This is a genomic window from Amycolatopsis taiwanensis DSM 45107 (genome assembly GCF_000519205.1).
GTDB lineage: Bacteria > Actinomycetota > Actinomycetes > Mycobacteriales > Pseudonocardiaceae > Amycolatopsis_E > Amycolatopsis_E taiwanensis.
Genome location: NZ_KI912598.1, coordinates 424,573 through 444,808 on the forward strand (window position 1 = coordinate 424,573; position 20,236 = coordinate 444,808).

Annotated in this window: 18 protein-coding genes; 14 read left to right on the top strand and 4 right to left on the bottom strand. The window is 69.9% G+C overall.

Going from position 1 to position 20,236, the window contains the following annotated elements:
* Window positions 1-60: 60 nt before the first annotated feature.
* Window positions 61-2,553, top strand: a complete 2,493-nt coding sequence (valS, locus tag A3CU_RS0136805) for a valine--tRNA ligase (protein ID WP_043843744.1) — start codon at window positions 61-63, stop codon at window positions 2,551-2,553.
* 159 nt (window positions 2,554-2,712) lie between these two features.
* Here the strand turns inward: valS and A3CU_RS0136810 are convergent, their stop codons facing one another.
* Entirely contained in the window at window positions 2,713-3,135 is a 423-nt protein-coding gene (locus tag A3CU_RS0136810) for a DoxX family protein (RefSeq protein ID WP_027946443.1), read from the bottom strand.
* Window positions 3,136-3,224: 89 nt separating this feature from the next.
* On the opposite strand from A3CU_RS0136810, the gene A3CU_RS0136815 reads away from it, so the two are divergent.
* Entirely contained in the window at window positions 3,225-3,779 is a 555-nt protein-coding gene (locus tag A3CU_RS0136815) for a TetR/AcrR family transcriptional regulator (protein ID WP_027946444.1), read from the top strand.
* Window positions 3,780-3,800: 21 nt separating this feature from the next.
* Here the strand turns inward: A3CU_RS0136815 and A3CU_RS0136820 are convergent, their stop codons facing one another.
* The 3 genes from A3CU_RS0136820 to A3CU_RS0136830 all read right to left on the bottom strand — a co-directional run bounded on the left by A3CU_RS0136820 (window position 3,801) and on the right by A3CU_RS0136830 (window position 6,730).
* Window positions 3,801-4,664: an SGNH/GDSL hydrolase family protein gene (locus tag A3CU_RS0136820; protein ID WP_027946445.1), complete on the bottom strand. Its 864-nt coding sequence runs from the start codon at window positions 4,662-4,664 to the stop codon at window positions 3,801-3,803.
* A gap of 154 nt (window positions 4,665-4,818) precedes the next feature.
* Window positions 4,819-6,045, bottom strand: a complete 1,227-nt coding sequence (locus A3CU_RS0136825) for an amidase (RefSeq protein WP_027946446.1) — start codon at window positions 6,043-6,045, stop codon at window positions 4,819-4,821.
* Between the two features lie 73 nt (window positions 6,046-6,118).
* Window positions 6,119-6,730, bottom strand: coding sequence for a class I SAM-dependent methyltransferase (locus A3CU_RS0136830; protein WP_027946447.1), 612 nt, complete (start codon window positions 6,728-6,730; stop codon window positions 6,119-6,121).
* A gap of 42 nt (window positions 6,731-6,772) precedes the next feature.
* Here A3CU_RS0136830 and folC point away from each other — a divergent pair, with 42 nt between their 5' ends.
* From folC to proB, 12 genes are all read left to right on the top strand, one after another.
* Complete coding sequence (folC, locus tag A3CU_RS0136835) at window positions 6,773-8,242, top strand: bifunctional tetrahydrofolate synthase/dihydrofolate synthase (protein ID WP_425388307.1); 1,470 nt, start codon at window positions 6,773-6,775, stop codon at window positions 8,240-8,242.
* A 38-nt stretch (window positions 8,243-8,280) separates the two neighbouring features.
* The gene (locus A3CU_RS0136840; protein WP_211246615.1) at window positions 8,281-8,640 is read left to right on the top strand and encodes a DUF4233 domain-containing protein; all 360 of its coding nucleotides are present in this window, start codon (window positions 8,281-8,283) and stop codon (window positions 8,638-8,640) included.
* Window positions 8,641-8,795: 155 nt separating this feature from the next.
* Entirely contained in the window at window positions 8,796-9,452 is a 657-nt protein-coding gene (locus tag A3CU_RS0136845; protein WP_043843746.1) for a hypothetical protein, read from the top strand.
* A gap of 132 nt (window positions 9,453-9,584) precedes the next feature.
* The gene (gene ndk, locus A3CU_RS0136850) at window positions 9,585-9,995 is read left to right on the top strand and encodes a nucleoside-diphosphate kinase (protein WP_027946451.1); all 411 of its coding nucleotides are present in this window, start codon (window positions 9,585-9,587) and stop codon (window positions 9,993-9,995) included.
* Window positions 9,996-10,439: 444 nt separating this feature from the next.
* Window positions 10,440-11,345 (top strand): ABC transporter ATP-binding protein, encoded by a 906-nt coding sequence (locus A3CU_RS0136860; RefSeq protein ID WP_052372838.1) that lies wholly within the window; start codon window positions 10,440-10,442, stop codon window positions 11,343-11,345.
* A 49-nt stretch (window positions 11,346-11,394) separates the two neighbouring features.
* Window positions 11,395-12,216, top strand: coding sequence for an ABC transporter permease (locus A3CU_RS0136865; RefSeq protein ID WP_052372801.1), 822 nt, complete (start codon window positions 11,395-11,397; stop codon window positions 12,214-12,216).
* Entirely contained in the window at window positions 12,217-13,038 is an 822-nt protein-coding gene (locus tag A3CU_RS0136870) for an ABC transporter permease (protein WP_027946454.1), read from the top strand.
* 533 nt (window positions 13,039-13,571) lie between these two features.
* Window positions 13,572-16,676, top strand: coding sequence for a translation initiation factor IF-2 N-terminal domain-containing protein (locus A3CU_RS0136875; protein WP_027946455.1), 3,105 nt, complete (start codon window positions 13,572-13,574; stop codon window positions 16,674-16,676).
* 156 nt (window positions 16,677-16,832) lie between these two features.
* A complete protein-coding gene (gene rplU, locus A3CU_RS0136880) occupies window positions 16,833-17,147 on the top strand; it encodes a 50S ribosomal protein L21 (RefSeq protein ID WP_027946456.1) in 315 nt (104 codons plus the stop codon).
* 11 nt (window positions 17,148-17,158) lie between these two features.
* On the top strand, window positions 17,159-17,416 hold the full coding sequence (rpmA, locus tag A3CU_RS0136885) for a 50S ribosomal protein L27 (protein ID WP_027946457.1): 258 nt from the start codon (window positions 17,159-17,161) through the stop codon (window positions 17,414-17,416).
* 169 nt (window positions 17,417-17,585) lie between these two features.
* Window positions 17,586-19,052, top strand: a complete 1,467-nt coding sequence (obgE, locus tag A3CU_RS0136890) for a GTPase ObgE (protein WP_027946458.1) — start codon at window positions 17,586-17,588, stop codon at window positions 19,050-19,052.
* Entirely contained in the window at window positions 19,049-20,173 is a 1,125-nt protein-coding gene (gene proB / locus A3CU_RS0136895; RefSeq protein ID WP_027946459.1) for a glutamate 5-kinase, read from the top strand. Before obgE ends, proB begins: the two co-directional genes overlap by 4 nt.
* The last annotated feature ends 63 nt before the right edge of the window (window positions 20,174-20,236 follow it).

A 20,236-nucleotide genomic window follows, 5' to 3' on the forward strand; every position in this document is an offset into this window, starting at 1 on the left:
ACGGAGTTTGAGACGCACTCCGGTTCGACCGAACAGTCGTCAAGGTGAGGCAGGGAGCCGATGTCGCAGGTGCCGGAACGCCCGTCGCTGGACGGGCTGGACGTCAAATGGTCGGAGCACTGGGAGCGGGCCGGGCTGTACTCCTTCCGTGCCCCGGGCCGGCGTGCTGAGGTCTTCTCGATCGACACGCCACCGCCCACGGTGAGCGGCTCGCTGCATGTGGGGCACGTGTTCTCCTACACGCATACCGACATCGTCGCCCGCTACCAGCGGATGCGGGGCAAGCACGTGTTCTACCCGATGGGCTGGGACGACAACGGGTTACCGACCGAACGCCGCGTGCAGAACCATTTCGGGGTCCGCTGCGATCCGTCACTGCCCTACGATCCCGATTTCCGCCTGTCCAGCCACAAGGGCGTCCTCGACGTCTCTCGGGAAAACTTCATCGAGCTGTGCGAGCAGTTGACGGAGGAGGACGAGAAGGCGTTCGAGGAGGTGTGGCGCCGCCTGGGCCTGTCGGTCGACTGGTCGCGTACGTACACCACCATCGGCGAGCACGCCCGCCGAGTCTCGCAGCGAGCATTCCTGCGGCTGCTGGAGTCGGGCGAGGCATACCAGTCGGAGGCGCCGACGCTGTGGGACGTCGGATTCCGCACGGCGGTGGCACAGGCGGAACTCGAGGACCGCGAGCACGCCGGGGCGTGGTACCGGATCGCCTTCCCCAGCGCGGACGGCCCGGTGTACGTGGAAACCACGCGTCCCGAGTTGCTGCCCGCGTGCGTGGCATTGATCGCGCATCCCGACGATGAGCGTTACCAGCCGTTGTTCGGCAGCACGGTCACCTCACCGGTTTTCGGCGTCGAGGTTCCGGTGCTGGCACACCGGATGGCCGAGCGGGAGCGCGGCGCCGGGATCGCGATGTGCTGCACGTTCGGCGACCTGACCGACGTGCAGTGGTGGCGCGAGTTGCGGTTGCCGACGCGGACCATCATCGGCCGGGACGGCCGGATCCTGCCGGAGCCGCCGGCCGGGCTGGCCGGCTCGCGGGGGCGGGCGGCCTATGCCGAGCTGGCCGGCGCAACGGTGCACACGGCTCGGGAACGGGTCGTGGCCATGCTGCGGGAAAGCGGTGACCTCGACGGCGAGCCGCGCAAGACGGTCCGGCCGGTCAAGTTCTTCGAGAAGGGCGACAAGCCGCTGGAGATCGTGTCCAGCCGGCAGTGGTTCATCCGCTCGCTCGCGCACCAGGACGCGATGCTCCGGCGTGGCGCCGAACTGGTGTGGCACCCGCCGTACATGAAGGCGCGCTACGACGACTGGGTGCGCGGCCTGAACGGGGACTGGCTGGTCAGCCGGCAGCGGTTCTTCGGGGTGTCCTTCCCCGTGTGGTACCCCGTGGACGCCGACGGCGAGCCGGACTACCGCGCGCCGATCGTGCCCGGGGACGACGAGTTGCCGGTCGATCCGTCCTCGGAGGTTCCCCGCGGGTACCGCGCGGACCAGCGCGGCAAGCCCGGTGGGTTCGTGGCCGATCCCGACGTGATGGACACCTGGGCGACGTCTTCGCTGACCCCGCAGATCGTCTGCGGCTGGGGCGAGGACGAGGAGTTGTACGCCCAGACGTTCCCGATGGACCTGCGTCCGCAAGCGCACGACATCATTCGCACCTGGCTGTTCTCGACGATGCTGCGGTCGGAGCTGGAGGCGCACTCGCTGCCGTGGCGGAATGTGGCGCTGTCCGGGTGGATTCTCGATCCCGACCGGAAGAAGATGAGCAAGTCCAAGGGGAACGTGGTCACCCCGTTGGGGCTGCTGGAGCAGTTCAGCCCGGACGCGGTCCGGTACTGGGCGGCGAGCGGGCGTCCCGGCACGGACACGGCCTTCGACCAGACCCAGATGAAGATCGGACGCCGGCTGGCGACGAAACTGCTCAACGCCAGCAAGTTCGTGCTCAGCTTCCCCGAGCCGGCCGCGGGCGCCGAGGTGACGCACGCGCTCGACCGGGCCATGCTGGCGGCGCTGGACGACGTGATCCGGCAGGCGACGCAGGCGCTGGACGACTTCGAATACACCAGCGCGCTGGAAAGCGTCGAGAAGTTCTTCTGGTTCTTCTGCGACGACTATCTGGAACTGGTGAAGCAGCGCGCCTACGGCGGTGACGACCAGTCCGCCCGCCTTGCGCTTCGCACGGCCCTGTCGGTGTTGCAGCGGCTGTTTGCGCCGTTTTTGCCTTACGCCACCGAGGAAGTCTGGTCCTGGTGGCATGCGGAGTCGGTGCACGTCGCCGAGTGGCCGGTGCCTCGGGGTGCGGCCGACGGCGGCGCGGTCGTGTCACTGGCCAGCCGGGCGATCGGCGCGATCCGCAAGGCGAAGTCCGACGCCAAGCAGTCGATGCGTTCGCCGGTGGAACACGTGCGTATCGAGGGTCCGGTGAGCGAACTGGAGACCCTGGACTCGATCGCCGACGATCTGCGCGCCGCGGGCAATGTCACACGCCTGGTGCTCGAGCCGTCCGAGGCCCCGCTCCGCTTCGACGTCACTCTGCCCGGGTAGGCGGCTCCCTGCCTTCGGCAGTCGGCGTGGCGGGGGCCTGGCGTGTCCCCGGCTGGGGACGGTGAGTTCCCGGTTCAGGCACGCGAGTTCCCGGCTCGGGCCAACCCAGCCTCCGGTCTCCGGTGCAGTTTCGCTTCCATTCTCGGTGCTCGCATGGGATCAGAGTGCGGCCGCGACGGCGGCGGCCTGGAAGACGATCTGGATGGCGGTTCTGGGTACCAGTGGGGTGACCGGCAGGCCACGGCGTGCGGCGGAGACGTTCGCGGCGAACATGGGCAGCATCAACAGGGCCAGGCACCAGGCGGTCAGGGAGGCCGTGGGTGGCAGCAGCAGTCCGGCCACGCCGGCCAGTTCGAGCATGCCGGTCACCGTGACCAGCAGGTCCGGGCGGGGCAGGCGGGGCGGGACCATCGCGATCAACCCCCGCCGTCGCTTGTTGAAGTGCGCAAGTCCGGTGAGCAGGAACATCAGCGCCAGCCCGCCGCGCAGTGCGGGCTGCCAGGCGTCCAGCACCGCGATGCCGGCGAAGCCGAGCAGGCGCAGCACGGCGAATCCGCCGACCAGGGCGATCAAGGGGGCCATCGGGATCTCCTCGGTTCTTGTTCATCGATCTTGTCAATGGAAAGATTGACTTAGGACAATCAACTTGTCAATGACAAGATTGGAGAGCCATGGCCTACCACCACGGCGACCTGCGCCGGACCTTGCTGGCGACGGCGGTCGAGGTGATAGCTGAGTCAGGTCCGGCGACACTCAGCCTGCGTGAGCTGGCGCGCCGGGCCGGCGTGTCGCATGCCGCGCCCGCGCACCACTTCGGCGACAAGGCGGGACTGCTGACCGCGCTGGCGACGCAGGGTTTCGACCTGCTGGCCGAGGAGCTGGCCGCGGCCGGTCCAGACCTGCACGAGACCGGCGTGGCCTACATCCGCTTCGCGATCGGGCACCGAGCGCACTTCGAAGTGATGTTCCGCCCCGAGCTTTACCACGCCGACGATCCAGAGGTCACGGCCGCCCGTGCCCGCGCGACGGCCATCCTCGCCGAACGCGCCGCGGCGGTCGTCGGGGACACGGCCGACAGTCGCGCCGCACGCCTCGCGGCCTGGTCGATCGCGCACGGCTTCGCCGCGTTGTGGCTGGGCGGGGCGATCCCGTCCGATGTCGGCACCGACCCCGAAGCCGCCGCCCGGCCCGTTCTGCACCTGTTGTTCGGCCGAAAACCGGAATAACCGGGCCCGCGGGTTCCTCGGTCAGCGCAGGGACGCGTAGATGGCCTGCGCCATTCCCCGCATCCCGGCGAAGAACGGGTGGTACGCGGCCGCCGCGAGCACGTTGGTGTGCTGGCCGTTGATCCATGGGCTGGCCGAGCAGGCGTCGTGGCCGAGCGACGGAGTGAAAGTGTCCACATAGGACGTCTTGCCGTCGGCCGCCGCGGCATCGGAAATCGCTCCGTTGAGCGCTTCCTCGACGCTGTTCAGCCAGGCGTAGTCCCCATCGGCGAACGGAAGGATGTCCGGGCAGGTGCCGGACGGAGGCGCGATCCGCGGATAGCCGACGGCGACCACCTTCGCGTGAGGTGCGCGGGCGTGGATTTCGGTGAGCACGGCGGCTATGTTGTTCCGGGTCTGCGCGATCTTCGCCTTGACCGTGTCGACCCCGTCGACGGTGAACTGGCGCTGGCACGGGTTGCCGGTCGGGTCGGAGGCGCGCAGACCGGGACAGACCCCGACCAGGGTGCCGAACACGCTGAAGTCGTTGCCGCCGATGCCCAGCGTGACCAGGTCGGTGTCCGGCCTCAGGGCATTGAGCTGCGGCGGGTTGGTGCCAAGCGGAATATCCTGCGGCGAAGTCATGTCCGACGTGTCCGCACCACTGCAGCTGACGTCGGTGAAGGACCGGACAAACAGGCGGAAGGCGAGTTGTGCCGGGTAGTTCGAGGTGGAGCGCAGGCACCCGACCGGGTCGAGTCGTTGCAACGGAATGAGCGGGCCCGCCGTGTAGGAATCGCCGAGGGCGACGTAATGGTTGAACCTTTGTGGGGCGGCTGACGCCGTGAAAGCGGAGGACAACATGACGACAGCGAGGGCCACGGCGACGACGGCGAGTCTGCGCATGGCTAATTCCTAGCCGCTGGCGCGGGACTGCGCCGCCGCCGTTCGGGTGCATTCCCCAGTTTGTCAACCCCCAGCGGTCATGAGTGACCCGTTACTGTCGAAATTCGGGATGAACTCCTCACTCATGCCTCGCCCTTGGGGAGGACCAGACCGGTCAGCGGTTCGATCCGCGCGCCCGCGCCAACTCGCGCGCCCGCGGCCCGCCCTCGATGGTCTCGCCCAACCGGCACAGCAGGGCCTCCTGCCGCCGTGGCCCGACGAGCTGGGCGCCGGCCGGCAGCCCGTCGCCGGTGAGGCCGGCCGGGACGGTGAGCGCGGGATGTCCGGTGACCGACGCGAGCGCGGTGGTCCGGAAGTACGCGGCCTCGATGGGCTCCTTGCGGTCGCCCACCATCGCCGTGTCCGTGCCGGCCGGCGCCGCGGTCACCGGCACGGTCGGCAGGAGAAGCGCGTCCACCGCGCCGAAGGCTTCGTCGAGTTCGGCGCGCACGGCGGCGGCCCGGGCCAGCGCCTCCTGATAATCCGAAGAGGACACTTCGCTGCCCGCGCGCAGCATTTCCGCGGCCCGTCCGGCCAGGCCGGCCGGATCGCCGGTGTACGCGGCCCACCATTCTCGTGCCGATTCGGCCAGCATGATGGTGTAGCCCGCCGTGCGGGCATGGCGGTGACCGAGCGGCAGTTCGATGTCGCTGAGCTTCGCGCCCGCCGCCTCGAGAGTGTCCGCCGCCTCCTCGAACAGGCGCAGCACTTCGGGATCGATCTTGCCGTCCCACAGCTGCCTGGGCAGCCCGATACGCAGGTCTGCCACCGGTCGGGCGGGCACCATGGCGCCGCCCAGGATTTCGTGCAGCCGCAGGCACTCCCGCGCGGTCGGCGCGATCGGCCCGACGGTGTCCATGGACGGGGCCACCGGTGTGATCCCGCGCATCGAGATGGTGCCGTGGGTGGGGCGCAGGCCGGCCACGCCGCACAGCGCGGCGGGAATCCGGATGGAGCCGCCGGTGTCGGTGCCGAGCGCGGCCGGGACCGCGCCGGTGGCCACCGCGACCGCCGAACCACCACTCGAGCCGCCCGCGTCGCGGCTGGGGTCCCACGGGTTGCGGCACCCCGGCGTGCGCACCGACCAGGCCAGCTCCGGAACCGTCGTCCGTCCGGACACGACATGCCCGGTCGCACGCAGCCGCGCCCAGACCTCGGCGTCTTCGCCTGCCGTCCGGTGGGCGAGCCCGGGCGTCCCGTTCCGGACGGTCTGGCCGGCGACGTCGATCAGATCCTTGACGGCCACTGGAATTCCCGGGCTTTCCGGGTACAGCTCGACGAACGCCCCCAGTTCGCGAGCGTCGGCCACCGCTTGGTCGGTCGTGGTCCGTTCGACGGTCATCGGCCCTCCGCGTTGCCCTGGTGCGTCCCCGCGTCATGACCCGGAACGCCGTGGAAACGACCTTAGTGTCGGGTTACCCGGCTTGGTAGACGAGCAGGTAGCGCCAGAACGCCAAGGGCCGCACGGTGCTCCCCGGCAGGAGCGACGCCGACGCGCGCCGGATCTGGCGCATGGTCATCGTCTCGGCCTTGACCGGCGGCACGACCCCGAGTGGCTCCGGGCCGCCGTTGAGTCGCTCGCCGAGGTGCACGATCAGGCGGGCGGCCAGGTTCAGCGGCGGGCCGGCGAGCAGCCACTTGCCCAGCTCCGCCGGCGAACTGGGCCGGCCGAGGCCGAGGATCGCGAGCACGCCGCCGGGCTCGAGCGCGTCGCGCAGCCTGGCGACCGTCTCGAACGGCACGTGGTGGATCGACGCCAGGCCGGAGATGAAGTCGTACCGGCCGAGCTCGGCCTCGGTGATGTCGGCACACCGGTAGCTGATCTTGCCCGGCCCCGGGTTGCCGAGCGCGCGGGCGGCTTCGACGACCTCCGCGGCCTCATCGACCGCTTCCACGTCCAGCCCGGAGGCCGCGAGCCGGCGCGCGAACAGTCCCGTGCCGCAGCCGATGTCGAGTGCGGTGCGGGCGCCTTCGGGCACGGTGCGCAGCAGGAGCGGGTGATAGTGGTGGTTGTGGTTGAACGGCACGGGGCCAACCTGCCACAAAGCGGCACTCTAGACTCGATAGGTGTGGAAGAGGAGTACCCCGCGGAACTGTCCAGCGGTGACAATTTCGTGGCCGGACCGCTGCCCGACGATCCGTCCGAGACGGACAACGGCCAGGAAATCGATCCCGCGGTGCTCGACCGCCAGGCCCGCCAGGAGCTGATCCGGGTCGAGGCCGAGCTGGACCGGCGCTGGCCGGAGACCAAGATCGAGCCGTCGCTGGACCGGATCGCCGCGCTGACCACGGTCCTGGGCGATCCGCAGAAGACCTACCCGGTGCTGCACGTGGCGGGGACGAACGGCAAGGGCTCCACGACCCGCATGATCGACGCGTTGCTGACCCGTCTCGGGTTGCGCGTCGGCCGCTACACCAGCCCGCACCTGCAACTGGTGACCGAGCGGATCGCGGTGGACGGCGCGCCGATCCCGATCGCGAAATACGTCGAGACCTACCGTGACATCGCGCCGTACGTGTCCATGGTGGACGGTGCCGGCGGGCCGCCGATGAGCAAGTTCGAGGTGCTCACCGGAATGGCCTTCGCAGCCTTCGCCGACGCTCCGGTGGAGGTCGCGGTGCTGGAGACCGGCCTCGGCGGCAGCTGGGACGCCACCAACGTGGCCGACGCGCAGGTCGCCGCGATCACGCCGATCGGGCTCGACCACATCCAGTACCTCGGCAGCGACCTCACCCAGATCGCCGCGGAGAAGGCGGGCATCATCAAGCCCGGTAGCGTCGCGGTGCTCGCCGAGCAGGAGCCCGAGGTTCAGCGGGTGCTGCTGGAGCGGGCGATCGAGGTCGACGCCACGGTGGCCAGGGCCGGCAGTGAGTTCGGTGTCCTGCAGCGCGAGATCGCCGTCGGCGGGCAGATGCTGCGACTGCAGGGTCTCGGCGGCGTCTACGACGAGATCTTCCTGCCCCTGCACGGCGCGCACCAGGCGGGCAATGCCGCGCTCGCGCTTGCCGCGGTGGAGGCGTTCTTCGGCGCCGGAAAGGACCGGCAACTCACGGTCGACGCCGTGCGCGAGGCGTTCGCCGACGTGCGGCTGCCCGGCCGCCTGGAGCACGTGCGCCCAGCGCCGACAGTGCTGCTTGACGTCGCGCACAACCCGCACGGCGCCCGCGCGCTGGCCGGCACGATCGCGGAGGAGTTCGCGTTCCGGCGCCTGGTCGCCGTGGTCGGCATCATGGCGGACAAGGACGCGCGGGGCATCCTGGAGGCGCTCGAACCAGTGGTGTCCGACATCGTGGTGACCCGGAACAGCTCACCGCGGGCGATGCCGCTGGAGGAGCTCAACGAACTCGCCCTGTCGATCTTCGGCGAGGACCGGGTGGTCGCCGAGACCAGCCTGGACGCGGCGGTGGAGAGCGCGGTGGCGCTGGTGGACGAGGTCGACGACCCGGACGAGCCGCTGTCCGGCGGAGGCGTGTTGGTGACCGGTTCGGTGGTGACCGTCGGCGATGCGCGCACCCTGTTCGGTAAGGAGCCAGAGTGAGCGACGAGGAGTCCCCGCGTCCACCCGCGAAGGACCCGATGAAGTCCTTCCGCGGGGTCATGGCGGGCGCACTGATCCTGGAGGCGATCACGGTGGGCCTTGCGGTGCCGGTGGTCGCGCGGCTCGGCGGGGGAGTGGGCACTGTCGGCGGCTGGGCCGTGATCGGCATCGCCATCGCGCTCGTCGCCTGCTGCGGGCTGCTCGGGCGGCCGTGGATCGTGCCGGTCATCCTGGCGCTGCAGGTCGGGCTGATCGCGTTCTTCGTGTCGCAGGTCGCGATCGGGATCATCGGGCTGCTGTTCCTCGCGTTCTGGCTGTGGGCGCTGTGGCTGCGCCGGGATGTCGCGCGGCGCATGGCTCAGGGCCGCCTACCCAGCCAGCAACGCCAGTCCGACTGACCTTCTCCCGTTCCTGAGCGCCCTGCTCGGCCAATCTGAGAGCACTATCAGCAAAACGAGAGCACTGCTCTTGACTTGGTGCACCGTTTGCGTCATGCTGATCGCAACAACGAGATCACTGCTCTTGAAAAGGGCTAGCGCTCACGGAGGCGACCATGGCACTACTCACCTCGCCCGGCACGGATATCCGCGGTGCCCGGGCCGCCGCGATCGGGCTCGGCCTGGCCGGTGTGCTGTTCGCCGTGTATCCGGCGACCCGCCCCTATTCCGACGAGTCGACTTTGGACGGTGCGGCGGCGATGGCCTCACCGGCCTGGATCGTCGCGCACCTGGCCGCGGTCGTCGGCTTCGTCCTGGTCTCACTGGGGCTCCTGGCGTTGCGGCTGGCGATCGGCGGAACGGGCCTCGCCCGGGCGTCCGTAATCAGCGGGCTGGTCGGTGTCGGGCTCACGTTGCCCTACTACGGCGCGGAAGTATTCGGTGGCAACGCGATCGCCGCCCGCGCGCTGGCCGACAACAGCCCCGCGCTGATGAGCGCCGTGGACGCGATGCGGTTCAACCCGGCCGCCGCGGTCCTGTTCGCGGGCGGGTTGCTGCTCATCGCGGTGGCCGCGATCCTCGTCGCGGCGGCGATCTGGCGGTCCGGCGCGCTACCCCGGTCCAGCGGCGTGCTCTTCGCGGTCGCCTTCGCCCTGTTCATCCCGCAGTTCTACGCCTCGCCGGCGCTCCGGATCGCGCACGGCGTGCTGGTCGCAGTGGGCTGCCTGTGGCTGGCGACGGGACTCTGGCAGGTGCGCCGAACCGCGTCGTGAGGACCTCTTCGAGACCGGCTTCCCCCGCCCGGGCCAGGTATCCGCACGGCTGGATGAGGACCGCGGGCGCGGGAGCCGGTTCGCCCCGTTAGGCTTCCTTCACAGTCGCAGTAATGGAGGAGAAACACCGTCGTGAGTGAACGCACGCTGGTCCTGGTGAAGCCCGATGGCGTCGAGCGCGGTCTCGTCGGCGAGGTCATTTCGCGGATCGAGAAGAAGGGCCTGAAACTGGTCGCGCTGGAAATGCGCAATGTGGCGCGCGCGGTCGCCGAAGAGCACTACGCCGAGCACAAGGAGAAGCCGTTCTTCGGCGAGCTCCTCGAGTTCATCACCTCCGGCCAGGTCGTGGCCATGGCCGTTGAGGGGACGCGGGCGATCGCCGCGTTCCGGCAGCTGGCGGGCGGCACCGACCCGGTGGAGAAGGCGACGCCGGGCACCATCCGCGGCGACTACTGCCTTGAGACCCAGTACAACCTGGTGCACGGTTCCGACTCGCCGGAATCCGCCGAACGCGAGCTCAAGATCTGGTTCCCGGAGCTCTGACCTGGTTGTTCGGTAGACCGGGCCACCTCGCTGGGTGGCCCGGTCTGCTGATTCCTTCGAATTCTGCTCTGCTGTCCGTCCTCACGGACAGAGCCGACCGGCGTGACCTTCTACCGCACCTTGCCGCACCGCTTCAACAGCGGCGAGTTCGCCATCGACCGCGCCGACCTTCGGCGACGCCCGCAGCCTCCAGTCGCGGGCGGCCCTCAGCGCCCAGTACGTCGTCGAACCGGCGAGGAGCTCCATGACCGGCTGCCACGGCTGCGCGTCCGCGCGCTCGACCTCGCCAGGGCCCGCCAGCAGCCGCCCCGGGAGTCGAGAACGAGGGCCTGAAACTGGTAACTAAGCCGATCGGGCCACCGCGCCGGGGCCGGTCTCTCGTAAAGAGTTCGAATTCTGTCGGTGGTCCGTTCTACCGTGCATGGTGTGCACGACGAACCGACCATGGTGCAGGCCAAGGCGCTGGTGAAGCGCTTCGGCGAGTTCGAAGCGGTGCGGGGCATCGACGTCGAGGTCCGCCGCGGCGAGGCCTTCGGCTTCCTCGGGCCCAACGGTGCGGGGAAGTCCTCCACCATGCGGATGATCGCGAGCGTGTCGCCGCGTTCCGACGGTGAACTGAAGGTGCTCGGGATGGACCCGAGCGTGGACGGGCCCCGCATCCGCGCCCGTCTCGGGGTGGTGCCGCAGCAGGACAACCTCGACAACGAGCTGACCGTGCGGCAGAACCTGCAGGTCTACAGCCGCTATTTCGGGCTCTCCCGCGCCGCGGCCCGCCGCAAGGCGACCGAGCTGCTCGAGTTCGCCCAGCTGTCCGACCGGGCCGACGACGAGGTCGAGCCGCTTTCCGGCGGCATGAAGCGGCGGCTGACCATCGCCCGCTCGCTGGTCAACGACCCCGAACTGCTGCTGCTCGACGAGCCGACCACCGGGCTCGACCCGCAGGCCCGGCACCTGTTGTGGGACAAGCTGTTCCGGCTCAAGTCCCGCGGCGTCACGCTCATCATCACGACCCACTACATGGACGAGGCCGAGCAACTGTGCGATCGGCTCGTCGTCATGGACGGGGGCCGGATCGTGGCCGAGGGCTCGCCCGCCGAGCTGATCGACCGCTACTCCACCCGCGAAGTGCTCGAACTCCGCTTCCCGCCGGGCGAGGCCGCGCCGGACGTCGCGGATCTCGCCGAGCGGGTCGAGGTGCTGCCCGACCGGGTCCTGCTCTATACCGGCTCGGGCGAGACGGCGCTGGAATGCGCGCACGCCCGCGGCGTCCGGCCCATGTCGAGCCTGGTTCGCCGCAGCACCCTGGAGGACGTGTTCCTCCGCCTCACCGGCCGGGAGCTGACCGAATGACACGTCGCGGCAATCACGGTGACTGCGCCTTACTTGTGGAGAGACAAGCATGAGCAGTCTGGTCAGCGCGGAGGTGCGTCCGAGTGGGCGGGTGGTCGGGTCGTGGCGCGCGGCCTGGTTCCGGGTCGAGGGTCACTGGGCCTGGTACGGCCGCTACTGGCGGTCCACCCTCTACTCGACGGGCCTTCAGCCGGTGCTGTTCCTGGTCGCGCTGGGCGTGGGCTTCGGCTCGCAGGTCAAGGCCGGTACGGCCACCGGTGGGCTGTCGTACCTGCACTACATCGCACCCACCCTGCTGGTCTCGGCGGCCGCCCAGAACGCGGTCGGCGAGTCCACCTACCCGGTGCTGTCCGGCTTCAAGTGGCAGAAGGACTATCTCGCGGTGACGGCGACGCCGATCACGCCGGGACAACTGCTCGGCGGTCACTTCCTATGGGTGGCGTTGCGGTTGTCGATGGTCGGCGCGGTGTACGCGTTGATCGCGTTGGCCTTCGGTGCCTGGCTGAACGCGGGCGTGGTCCTGGTCGTGCTCGTCGGCGTGGTCACCGGGCTCGCCTGTGCTGCCCCGGTCACCGCGCTGGCCGCTACCACCTTCGACGAGGGAACCCGGTTCAACGCACTGTTCCGGTTCGTGCTCATGCCGATGACTTTGTTCTCCGGCACGTTCTTCCCGATTACACAGATCCCATCGGCGCTTCGCTGGCTCGCCTGGATCTCCCCGCTGTGGCACGGAAACGAGCTCGCGCGCGGCGCCACCCTCGGCGGCCTCGGCCCGTTGCCCGCGCTCGGGCACCTCGCGTTTCTCGCGGCGCTGCTGGCGGTGGGCGTGGTGCTGTCCCGCAGGTACTTCTACCGACGGTTGGTGGTCTGAATGGTGGCGGTCGGCCAACGTCCGGGGCTGCTGCTCCGGGTCCTGCCGCCGGGGTTGTACGGCGGCCGGGCGAGCAAGGTCGTCGAGCGCTCGGTCATCGTCTACTCCCGGATGTGGTTCGTCTTCGCGTCCGGGGTGGTCGAGCCGCTGCTCTACCTGATGGCCTTCCAGATCGGCTTCGGCAGGCTGGTCGGTGACGTGGCCGGGCCGGACGGGCGGCCGATGAGCTATGTGGCGTTCGTCGCGCCCGCCCTGCTGGCCTCGTCGGCGATGAACGGCGCGGTCTTCGACGCGACGTTCAACGTGTTCTTCAAGTTCCGCTACGCCAAGACCTATGATGCGATGCTCGCCACCCCGATCGGCCCGCTGGACATCGCGGTCGGGGAGATCTCCTGGGCGGTGCTGCGTGGCGGGATCTACTCGGTCGCGTTCTTCGGTGTGATGCTGGCGATGGGGCTGGTCACCTCGCCGTGGGCGCTGCTGCTCATTCCCGTCGCGTTGCTGGTCGCCTTCGCCTTCGCCGCGGTCGGCATGACACTGGTGACGTTCCTGAAGTCGCCGTCCCAGTTCGATTTCATCCAGCTGGCCGTCGTGCCGATGTTCCTGTTCTCCACCACGTTCTACCCGTTGTCGGTGTATCCGGAGCCGGTCCGGGTTCTGGTGCAGTGCTTCCCGCTCTACCACGGGATCGAACTGATGCGGGACTTCTCCGCGGGGGTGTTGAATCTCGCCATGATCGGTCATTTCGCCTATCTCGGTGCGCTTGCGGCAATCGGTGTGTATGGCGCATACCGCCGGATCAGTCGTCTGCTGCTGCGGTAGGAGAGCACCTAACCCCGGCGGCGACCCAGGCTTGCCGCGCTCACCACGGGGATATCCTGGTGACAACGCCACGGCGGATGTTCGGCCCCAGGGCCGTGTCATCTGCGGGCTTGCCCCCAGGCCCTGTGTCTTCTGGGGGCTCAGCCCCCCAGACCCCGACTGGGGGCAAGCCCCCAGGCCCCCTTGGTACGCGGACGCCACCGCCCCGTGTGGGATACTCAGGTTGGCTGCTGCGTCGCAAAGGCGCCGGTGGCCCGGTGACATGCTGGAAGAGCGCCAGGTCGTCGCCGCCCGTGCGGGTGGCTCGACGACAAGGCAGGCGGCTTGGGAAGCCGCCGGCCCGGCCGGCACGCCATCGAGCGGACCTGCCGTCGGCGGGCCGCCGGGCCAGCCCGGCGCCGTCGCGGTGAGAGAGGCACAGGATTCCCGTCGTCGGTGACCACCACGGCGGAACAGACGGAGAAAGTGCCCCTGCGCGGCCGCGTTTGCCAGCTCGCGGAGCCGGTAGACGCGCCCGGGGGCGGAGGAGACGCATGTCGAACACTGAAACACCCGCCGCGGGCGGGAATATCGCCACACCCACATCCGGGGGCCCGCTCGGCGAACTACCGCCGCGAGTGCGGGTGCATGCGCTGGCCAAGCTGCTCGGACTGAACAGCCGGGACGTCCTGGCGAAGCTCACGGAACTGGGCGAACCCGCCCGCAGCGCGCAGTCCAGCGTGCCCCGGGAGACCGCCATCCGGGTCGCCGACGCGTTCACCACGCAAGCCGAACCCGAACCCGAACCAACACCCGAACCCGAGCCGGAACCTCAACCAGCACCCGAGCCGGAGCCCGAACCCGAACCGGTTCGGCGACCGCTGGCGCACGCGCCGGTGTTCGCCGCGCCGTCCCCGCTGTTCCTCCCACCGGAGCCGCCGCCGGCCCCGGCAAAGCCGCCGGTCGAGGAACCGGCGGCCAGCGATCCGGAGGAGAGCGAGGCCGAGCCGGCCGAGGAAGAAGACCTTGGCCGTCGCCGGCGCCGTCGCGGACGCCGGGGCCGGGGCCGCGGCAAGGGCGGCGACGAGGCCACGACCACCGAGGAGCAGGCCGAGGAGACGGGCAAGCCCGACGAGGACGACCAGGCCGCAGCCGAGACCGAAGCCTCGGAAGAGCCCGAGGAGACCGAGGAGGCGGAGAGCACCAGCCGTCGTCGCCGCCGTCGTCGCCGCCGCAAGAGCGCCGACGAGGACCTGACCGAGTCCAGCGACGACCCGCCGAACACGGTGGTGCACGTCCGCGAGGCCAAGGTCGAGCCGGAGAAGAAGGAAGGCAAGGACGGCAAGGACGGCAAGTCCGATGGAGTGCGCAGCGTGCGCGGCTCCACCCGGCTGGAGGCCAAGCGGCAGCGGCGGCGGGACGGCCGCGAGGCGGGCCGCCGGCGCGCGCCGATCCTGTCCGAGGCCGAGTTCCTGGCCCGCCGCGAGTCCGTCGAGCGGACCATGGTGGTGGCCGAACGCGGCGAAAACACCCAGATCGCCGTGCTCGAGGACGGTGTGCTCGTCGAGCACTTCGTGACCTCGGCCGGGAGCGGCTCGATCGTCGGCAACGTCTACCTGGGTCGCGTGCAGAACGTGCTGCCATCGATGGAGGCGGCGTTCGTCGACATCGGCCGCGGCCGCAACGCGGTCCTCTACGCCGGTGAAGTCGACTGGGACGCCGCCGGGCTGGAAGGCAAATCCCGGAAGATCGAGCAGGCCCTGTCCACCGGGGACAACGTGCTGGTGCAGGTCACCAAGGACCCGGTCGGCCACAAGGGGGCACGGCTGACCACCCAGATCTCGCTGCCCGGCCGGTTCCTGGTCTACGTCCCCGCCGGTGGCGCGACCGGGATCTCCCGCAAGCTGCCGGAGAACGAGCGGCGCCGGCTCAAGGACATCCTCAAGCGGATCGTGCCCGAAGACGCCGGGGTGATCATCCGCACCGCGTCCGAGGGGATCAGCGAGGAGGAACTGGAGCGGGACGTCCGGCGCCTGAAGGCCCAGTGGGAGGTCATCAAGGGCAAGGCGGACGCGGCCAGCGGCAAGAAGGCCGGCGCGCCGACCATGCTCTACGAGGAGCCGGACCTGCTGGTCAAGGTCGTCCGCGACCTGTTCACCGAGGACTTCAGCAAGCTGGAGGTCGAGGGCGACACGGCGTGGGAGACGATCAACGCCTACGTCCAGCACGTGGCGCCGGACCTCCTCGGCCGCCTCAAGCGTTACGTGGGCACCGGTGACGTGATCGCCGACTACCGCATCGACGAGCAGATCACCAAGGCGCTGGACCGGAAGGTCTGGCTGCCCTCCGGCGGTTACCTGGTCATCGACCGCACCGAGGCGATGACCGTGATCGACGTCAACACGGGTAAGTTCACCGGCTCCGGCGGCAACCTCGAAGAGACGGTGACCCGCAACAACCTGGAGTCGGCCGAAGAGATCGTGCGCCAGCTGCGGCTGCGCGACGTCGGCGGCATCATCGTGATCGACTTCATCGACATGGTGCTGGAGTCCAACCGGGAGCTGGTGCTGCGGCGCCTCACCGAGTGCCTGGGCCGGGACCGCACGCGCCATCAGGTCGCCGAGGTGACCTCGCTGGGGCTGGTGCAGATGACCCGGAAGAAGGTCGGCACCGGTCTGCTGGAGGCGTTCTCGACGACGTGTGAGCACTGCAAGGGCCGCGGCGTGATCGTTTCGACGGAGCCGCAACGGACCGGTGGTGCCAACGGCGCCAACGGCGGCCACCAGCACGGCTCCCGGCGTGCACGCGGCCGTGGCAAGTCCGAGGAGACCCCGGCCGAGACCCGCGGCGAACAGGCCGGCCCTACGCCCGAACAGCGGGAGTCGGTCGTCTCGGCGGTGCAGGCGATGGCGAACGCGGCGAAGATCGCGTCCTCGGGCAAGGACCAGGCGAAGGACCACGAGCCCGCCGAACCTGCGGAGCCCGCCTGGTCCGAGAGCTCGGAGCCGCCCGAACCCGCCGAGACTGCGGCCGAAACGGTCACCGAGGCGGCGGCTGCGGCCCCGCCCGAGTCGGCAACGGAAACTCCGGCCACGGAACCGGTGACCCCCTCCGACACCACGACCGAACCTGCCGAGGTACCCGTGGAGACGGCCGGTGAGACGCCGGAGCCCGCACCGGTCGTCACCGAGGCAGCGTCCGCACCTGTCTCGCCGGAGCCCGTTGAGGCACAAGCCGCGTCCGCCGAGCCCGAGGCCGCTGAGGCAGAAGCCACATCCGTGGGAGCCGTGGCAGCAGACGCCGGACCGGAGGAAGCTGCGCCTGCAGAGCCCGTGGGTGCCCCCGAACCGGCGGAGAGCGGCACGCAGCCCGTGACCGCCGCCTGGACGGGAGCGACCACCGAGCCGGCAGCCGGTGCCGAGCCGGAGCCGGCCTCCTGGTCGGGAGTCCGCGCTGAGGCGGAGGCTACCGCCGAGCAGGAGGAAGCCGGGAAATCCGAACCCGTCGTGCCCGAACCCGTCGGGACCGTGGCGGAGCCGAGTGAAACCGCTGCCGGTTCCGCCGGCCCCGGCACGGGTGCCCGTTCGGTGCGCCGGCGTCCCCGCCGGGTGGTCTCCCGCCCCGCGGGACCGCCGGTGCACGCCTCCGACCAGAGCTAGATCGGTTATGCCACCCCGGCCTCAGCGCTGGCCGGGGTGGCATATAAGCTGTGTAGCGGCCCGCAGCACGCGGGTCACCATGGCGCGACCCGCGGATCGCCTGCGAGCGGACCGGGCGCGAGCCCCCACCCATAGTCGAGTAAGCAGGAGACTTCCGTGTCGGCGTACGCGATCGTCAAGACCGGCGGCAAGCAGTACAAGGTGGCCGTCGGCGACGTCGTCGAGGTCGAGAAGCTCGAGGGCGAGCCGGGCACCGAGCACACCTTCCCCGCCGTGTTGTACGTCGATGGCGGCGAGGTCACCACGGACGCCGACGCGTTGGCGAAGGTCTCGGTCACCGGCAAGGTCGTCGAGCAGACCAAGGGCCCCAAGATCCACATCCACAAGTTCAAGAACAAGACCGGCTACCACAAGCGGCAGGGTCACCGGCAGAAGCTGACCCGTGTCGAGGTCACCGGAATCAGCAAGTAAGGAGCTGAGTCATGGCACACAAGAAGGGTGCGTCCAGCTCCCGCAACGGCCGCGATTCGAACCCTCAGTACCTGGGTGTCAAGCGGTACGGGGGGCAGGTCGTCAAGGCTGGCGAGATCCTCATCCGTCAGCGCGGCACCAAGTTCCACCCCGGCGTCAACGTCGGCCGTGGCGGCGACGACACGCTGTTCGCGCTGGCCGCCGGTGCGGTTCAGTTCGGCACGAAGCGTGGCCGCAGGACGGTCAACATCGTCTCCGCCGAGGTCTGAGCAGAAACAAGCGACCGGGCGACGTGTGTCCGCGGAATGCGCGGACCTCGTCGCCCGTTTTCGTGTCTGTGGGGGTTGGGCCCCCCACACCCCCACGGTGCGAGCTCCCTACGACTCAGCGTGGTCGCGTTAGGTTGGAACTTGCACAAGTTGTGAGAGGAAGTATGCGATGGCGTCCCGATTCGTTGACCGAGCGGTGATCCAGGTGGCCGCCGGCAACGGCGGGAACGGCTGCGCCTCGGTCCACCGGGAGAAGTTCAAGCCGCTCGGCGGACCCGACGGCGGCAACGGTGGCAACGGTGGTGACGTACTGCTGGTCGTCGACCCGAACGTGCACACGCTGCTCGACTTCCATTTCCGCCCGCACGCGACCGCGGGCAGCGGCAAGCAGGGCCAGGGCGCCAACCGTGCCGGCGCGGCAGGAGAGACCCTCGAGCTGAAGGTGCCCGACGGCACCGTCGTCCTCAGTGAAACCGGCGACGTGCTCGCGGATCTGATCGGCGCCGGCACCACGTTCGTCGCCGCGCAAGGCGGCCGTGGCGGGCTGGGCAATGCCGCGCTCGCTTCCCGGGCACGCAAGGCACCCGGGTTCGCGCTGCTCGGCGAGCCGGGCGAGACCCGTTCCCTGGTGCTGGAGCTGCGTTCGGTCGCCGACGTCGGCCTGGTCGGCTTCCCCTCGGCCGGAAAGTCCTCATTGATCTCGGTGCTTTCCGCGGCCAAACCGAAGATCGCCGACTATCCGTTCACCACGCTGGTGCCCAATCTCGGTGTCGTGACGGCCGGTGAGACGGTGTTCACGATGGCCGACGTGCCGGGCCTGATCCCGGGTGCCAGCCAGGGGCGTGGCCTCGGACTCGACTTCCTGCGGCACATCGAGCGTTGTGCGGTCCTGGTGCACGTGGTCGACTGCGCCACCTACGAGCCCGGCCGTGACCCACTGTCCGATGTGGATGCTCTGGAAGCGGAGCTCGACCGCTACACGCCGGGGCTCGGTGGGGAGCTTGCCGAGCGGCCACGGGTGGTCGTGCTCAACAAGATCGACGTGCCCGAGGCGGCGGAGCTGGCCGAGTTGGTGAAACCGGATTTCGAGGCGCGCGGGCTGCCGGTGTTCGAGGTGTCGACAGCGTCACGGAAGGGCCTGCGGGAACTCTCCTACGCGCTGGCGGCTGTCGTCGAGAAGTATCGTGCCGAGCAGCCGCGGCCGGAGGCGGAGCGGATCGTGCTGCGACCCCGTGCCGTTGACGAAGCGGATTACACCGTCGAGCCGGACCCCGAAGAGCCCGGCGCGTTCATTGTGCGCGGCTCGCGGCCCGAGCGGTGGGTGCGGCAGACCAACTTCGCCAACGACGAGGCCGTCGGCTACCTGGCCGACCGGCTCAACCGCCTGGGCGTCGAAGAGGATCTGGCGCGCCAGGGTGCGCAGCCCGGATGTCCCGTCACGATCGGCGACATGACCTTCGACTGGGAGCCCTCCACGCCCGGTGTTGCGACGTACTTCGCTTCGCGTGGCACCGACGTCCGGCTCGAGGACCACAGCCGGAGCACCGCCGCCCAGCGCAAGGAAGCCCGTCGCGTCAGGCGTGCAGGCACGGCCGAGCCGGACGAGGTGGACGACCCCGAACTGGACGACGAGTGAGCGCGACGAGGAAGGCCGTCGCGGGCGCAGAGCGGCTGGTGGTCAAGGTCGGCTCGTCGGCGCTGACCACCGCCGGCAACGGCCTGGATGTCGGCAGGCTGAACGCGCTGGTCGATGCCATCGCGGGCCGTATCGCCCAGGGCAGCCAGTTGGTGCTGGTGTCCTCCGGCGCGATCGGCGCGGGACTGGCTCCCCTCGCGCTCGGCAAGCGTCCCCGGGATCTGGCCACGCAGCAGGCGGCGGCCAGCGTCGGCCAACTCGCCCTGGCACACGCCTATGCCGCGTCCTTCGGCCGGTACTCGCTCACCGTGGGTCAGGTGCTGCTGACTTCCGACGATGTCGTCCGCCGCTCCCATTACCGCAACGCGCAGCGAACCTTCTCTCGTTTGCTCTCGCTCGGCGCCGTACCGGTGGTCAACGAGAATGACACGGTGGCCACCGAGGAGATCCGGTTCGGAGACAACGACCGGCTGGCCGCGCTGGTCGCCCATCTCGTCGGTGCCGACGCCCTGGTCCTGCTGTCCGATGTGGACGGACTGTACGACGGCGACCCGCGAAGCGGCGCCACCCGCAAGATCACCGAGGTGACCGGCGAGTCCGACGTGGACGGGATCGCGGTCGGGATGTCCAGCTCCGGGCTCGGCACCGGCGGCATGGTCTCCAAGCTCGCGGCGGCCCGGACGGCGGCCGCAGCCGGCATCCCCGTGCTGCTCGCCGCGGCCACGGACGCATCGCGGGCGCTGACCGCGGCCGACGTCGGCACCGCGTTCGCCTCGGCCGACTCGCGGTTGTCCGCTCGCCGCTTCTGGCTCGGCTACGCGGCGGGCACGACCGGCCGCCTCCACCTCGACGACGGCGCGGTGACCGCGGTCGTGCGGCGCAGGCGCTCGCTCCTCGCCGCCGGGATCGTCGGCGTCGACGGTGACTTCCAGGCCGGTGACGTGGTCGAGCTGGTCAGCCCGGCCCAGCGCGTGGTCGCGCGAGGTGCCGTGGCATTCGATGCCTCCGAACTACCCGAACTGATCGGCCGCTCCACCCATGAGCTGCCTGAAGAGCAGCGCCGTGAGGTCGTCCACGCCGACGATCTCGTGCCCTTGGCCGCCCACCGCGCCTCATCGTGAGGCTCCCGGCACCGGTTCCCGAACGCCTCACGCCCACTGCCGACCCGGTTCGGGTGGTTGAGG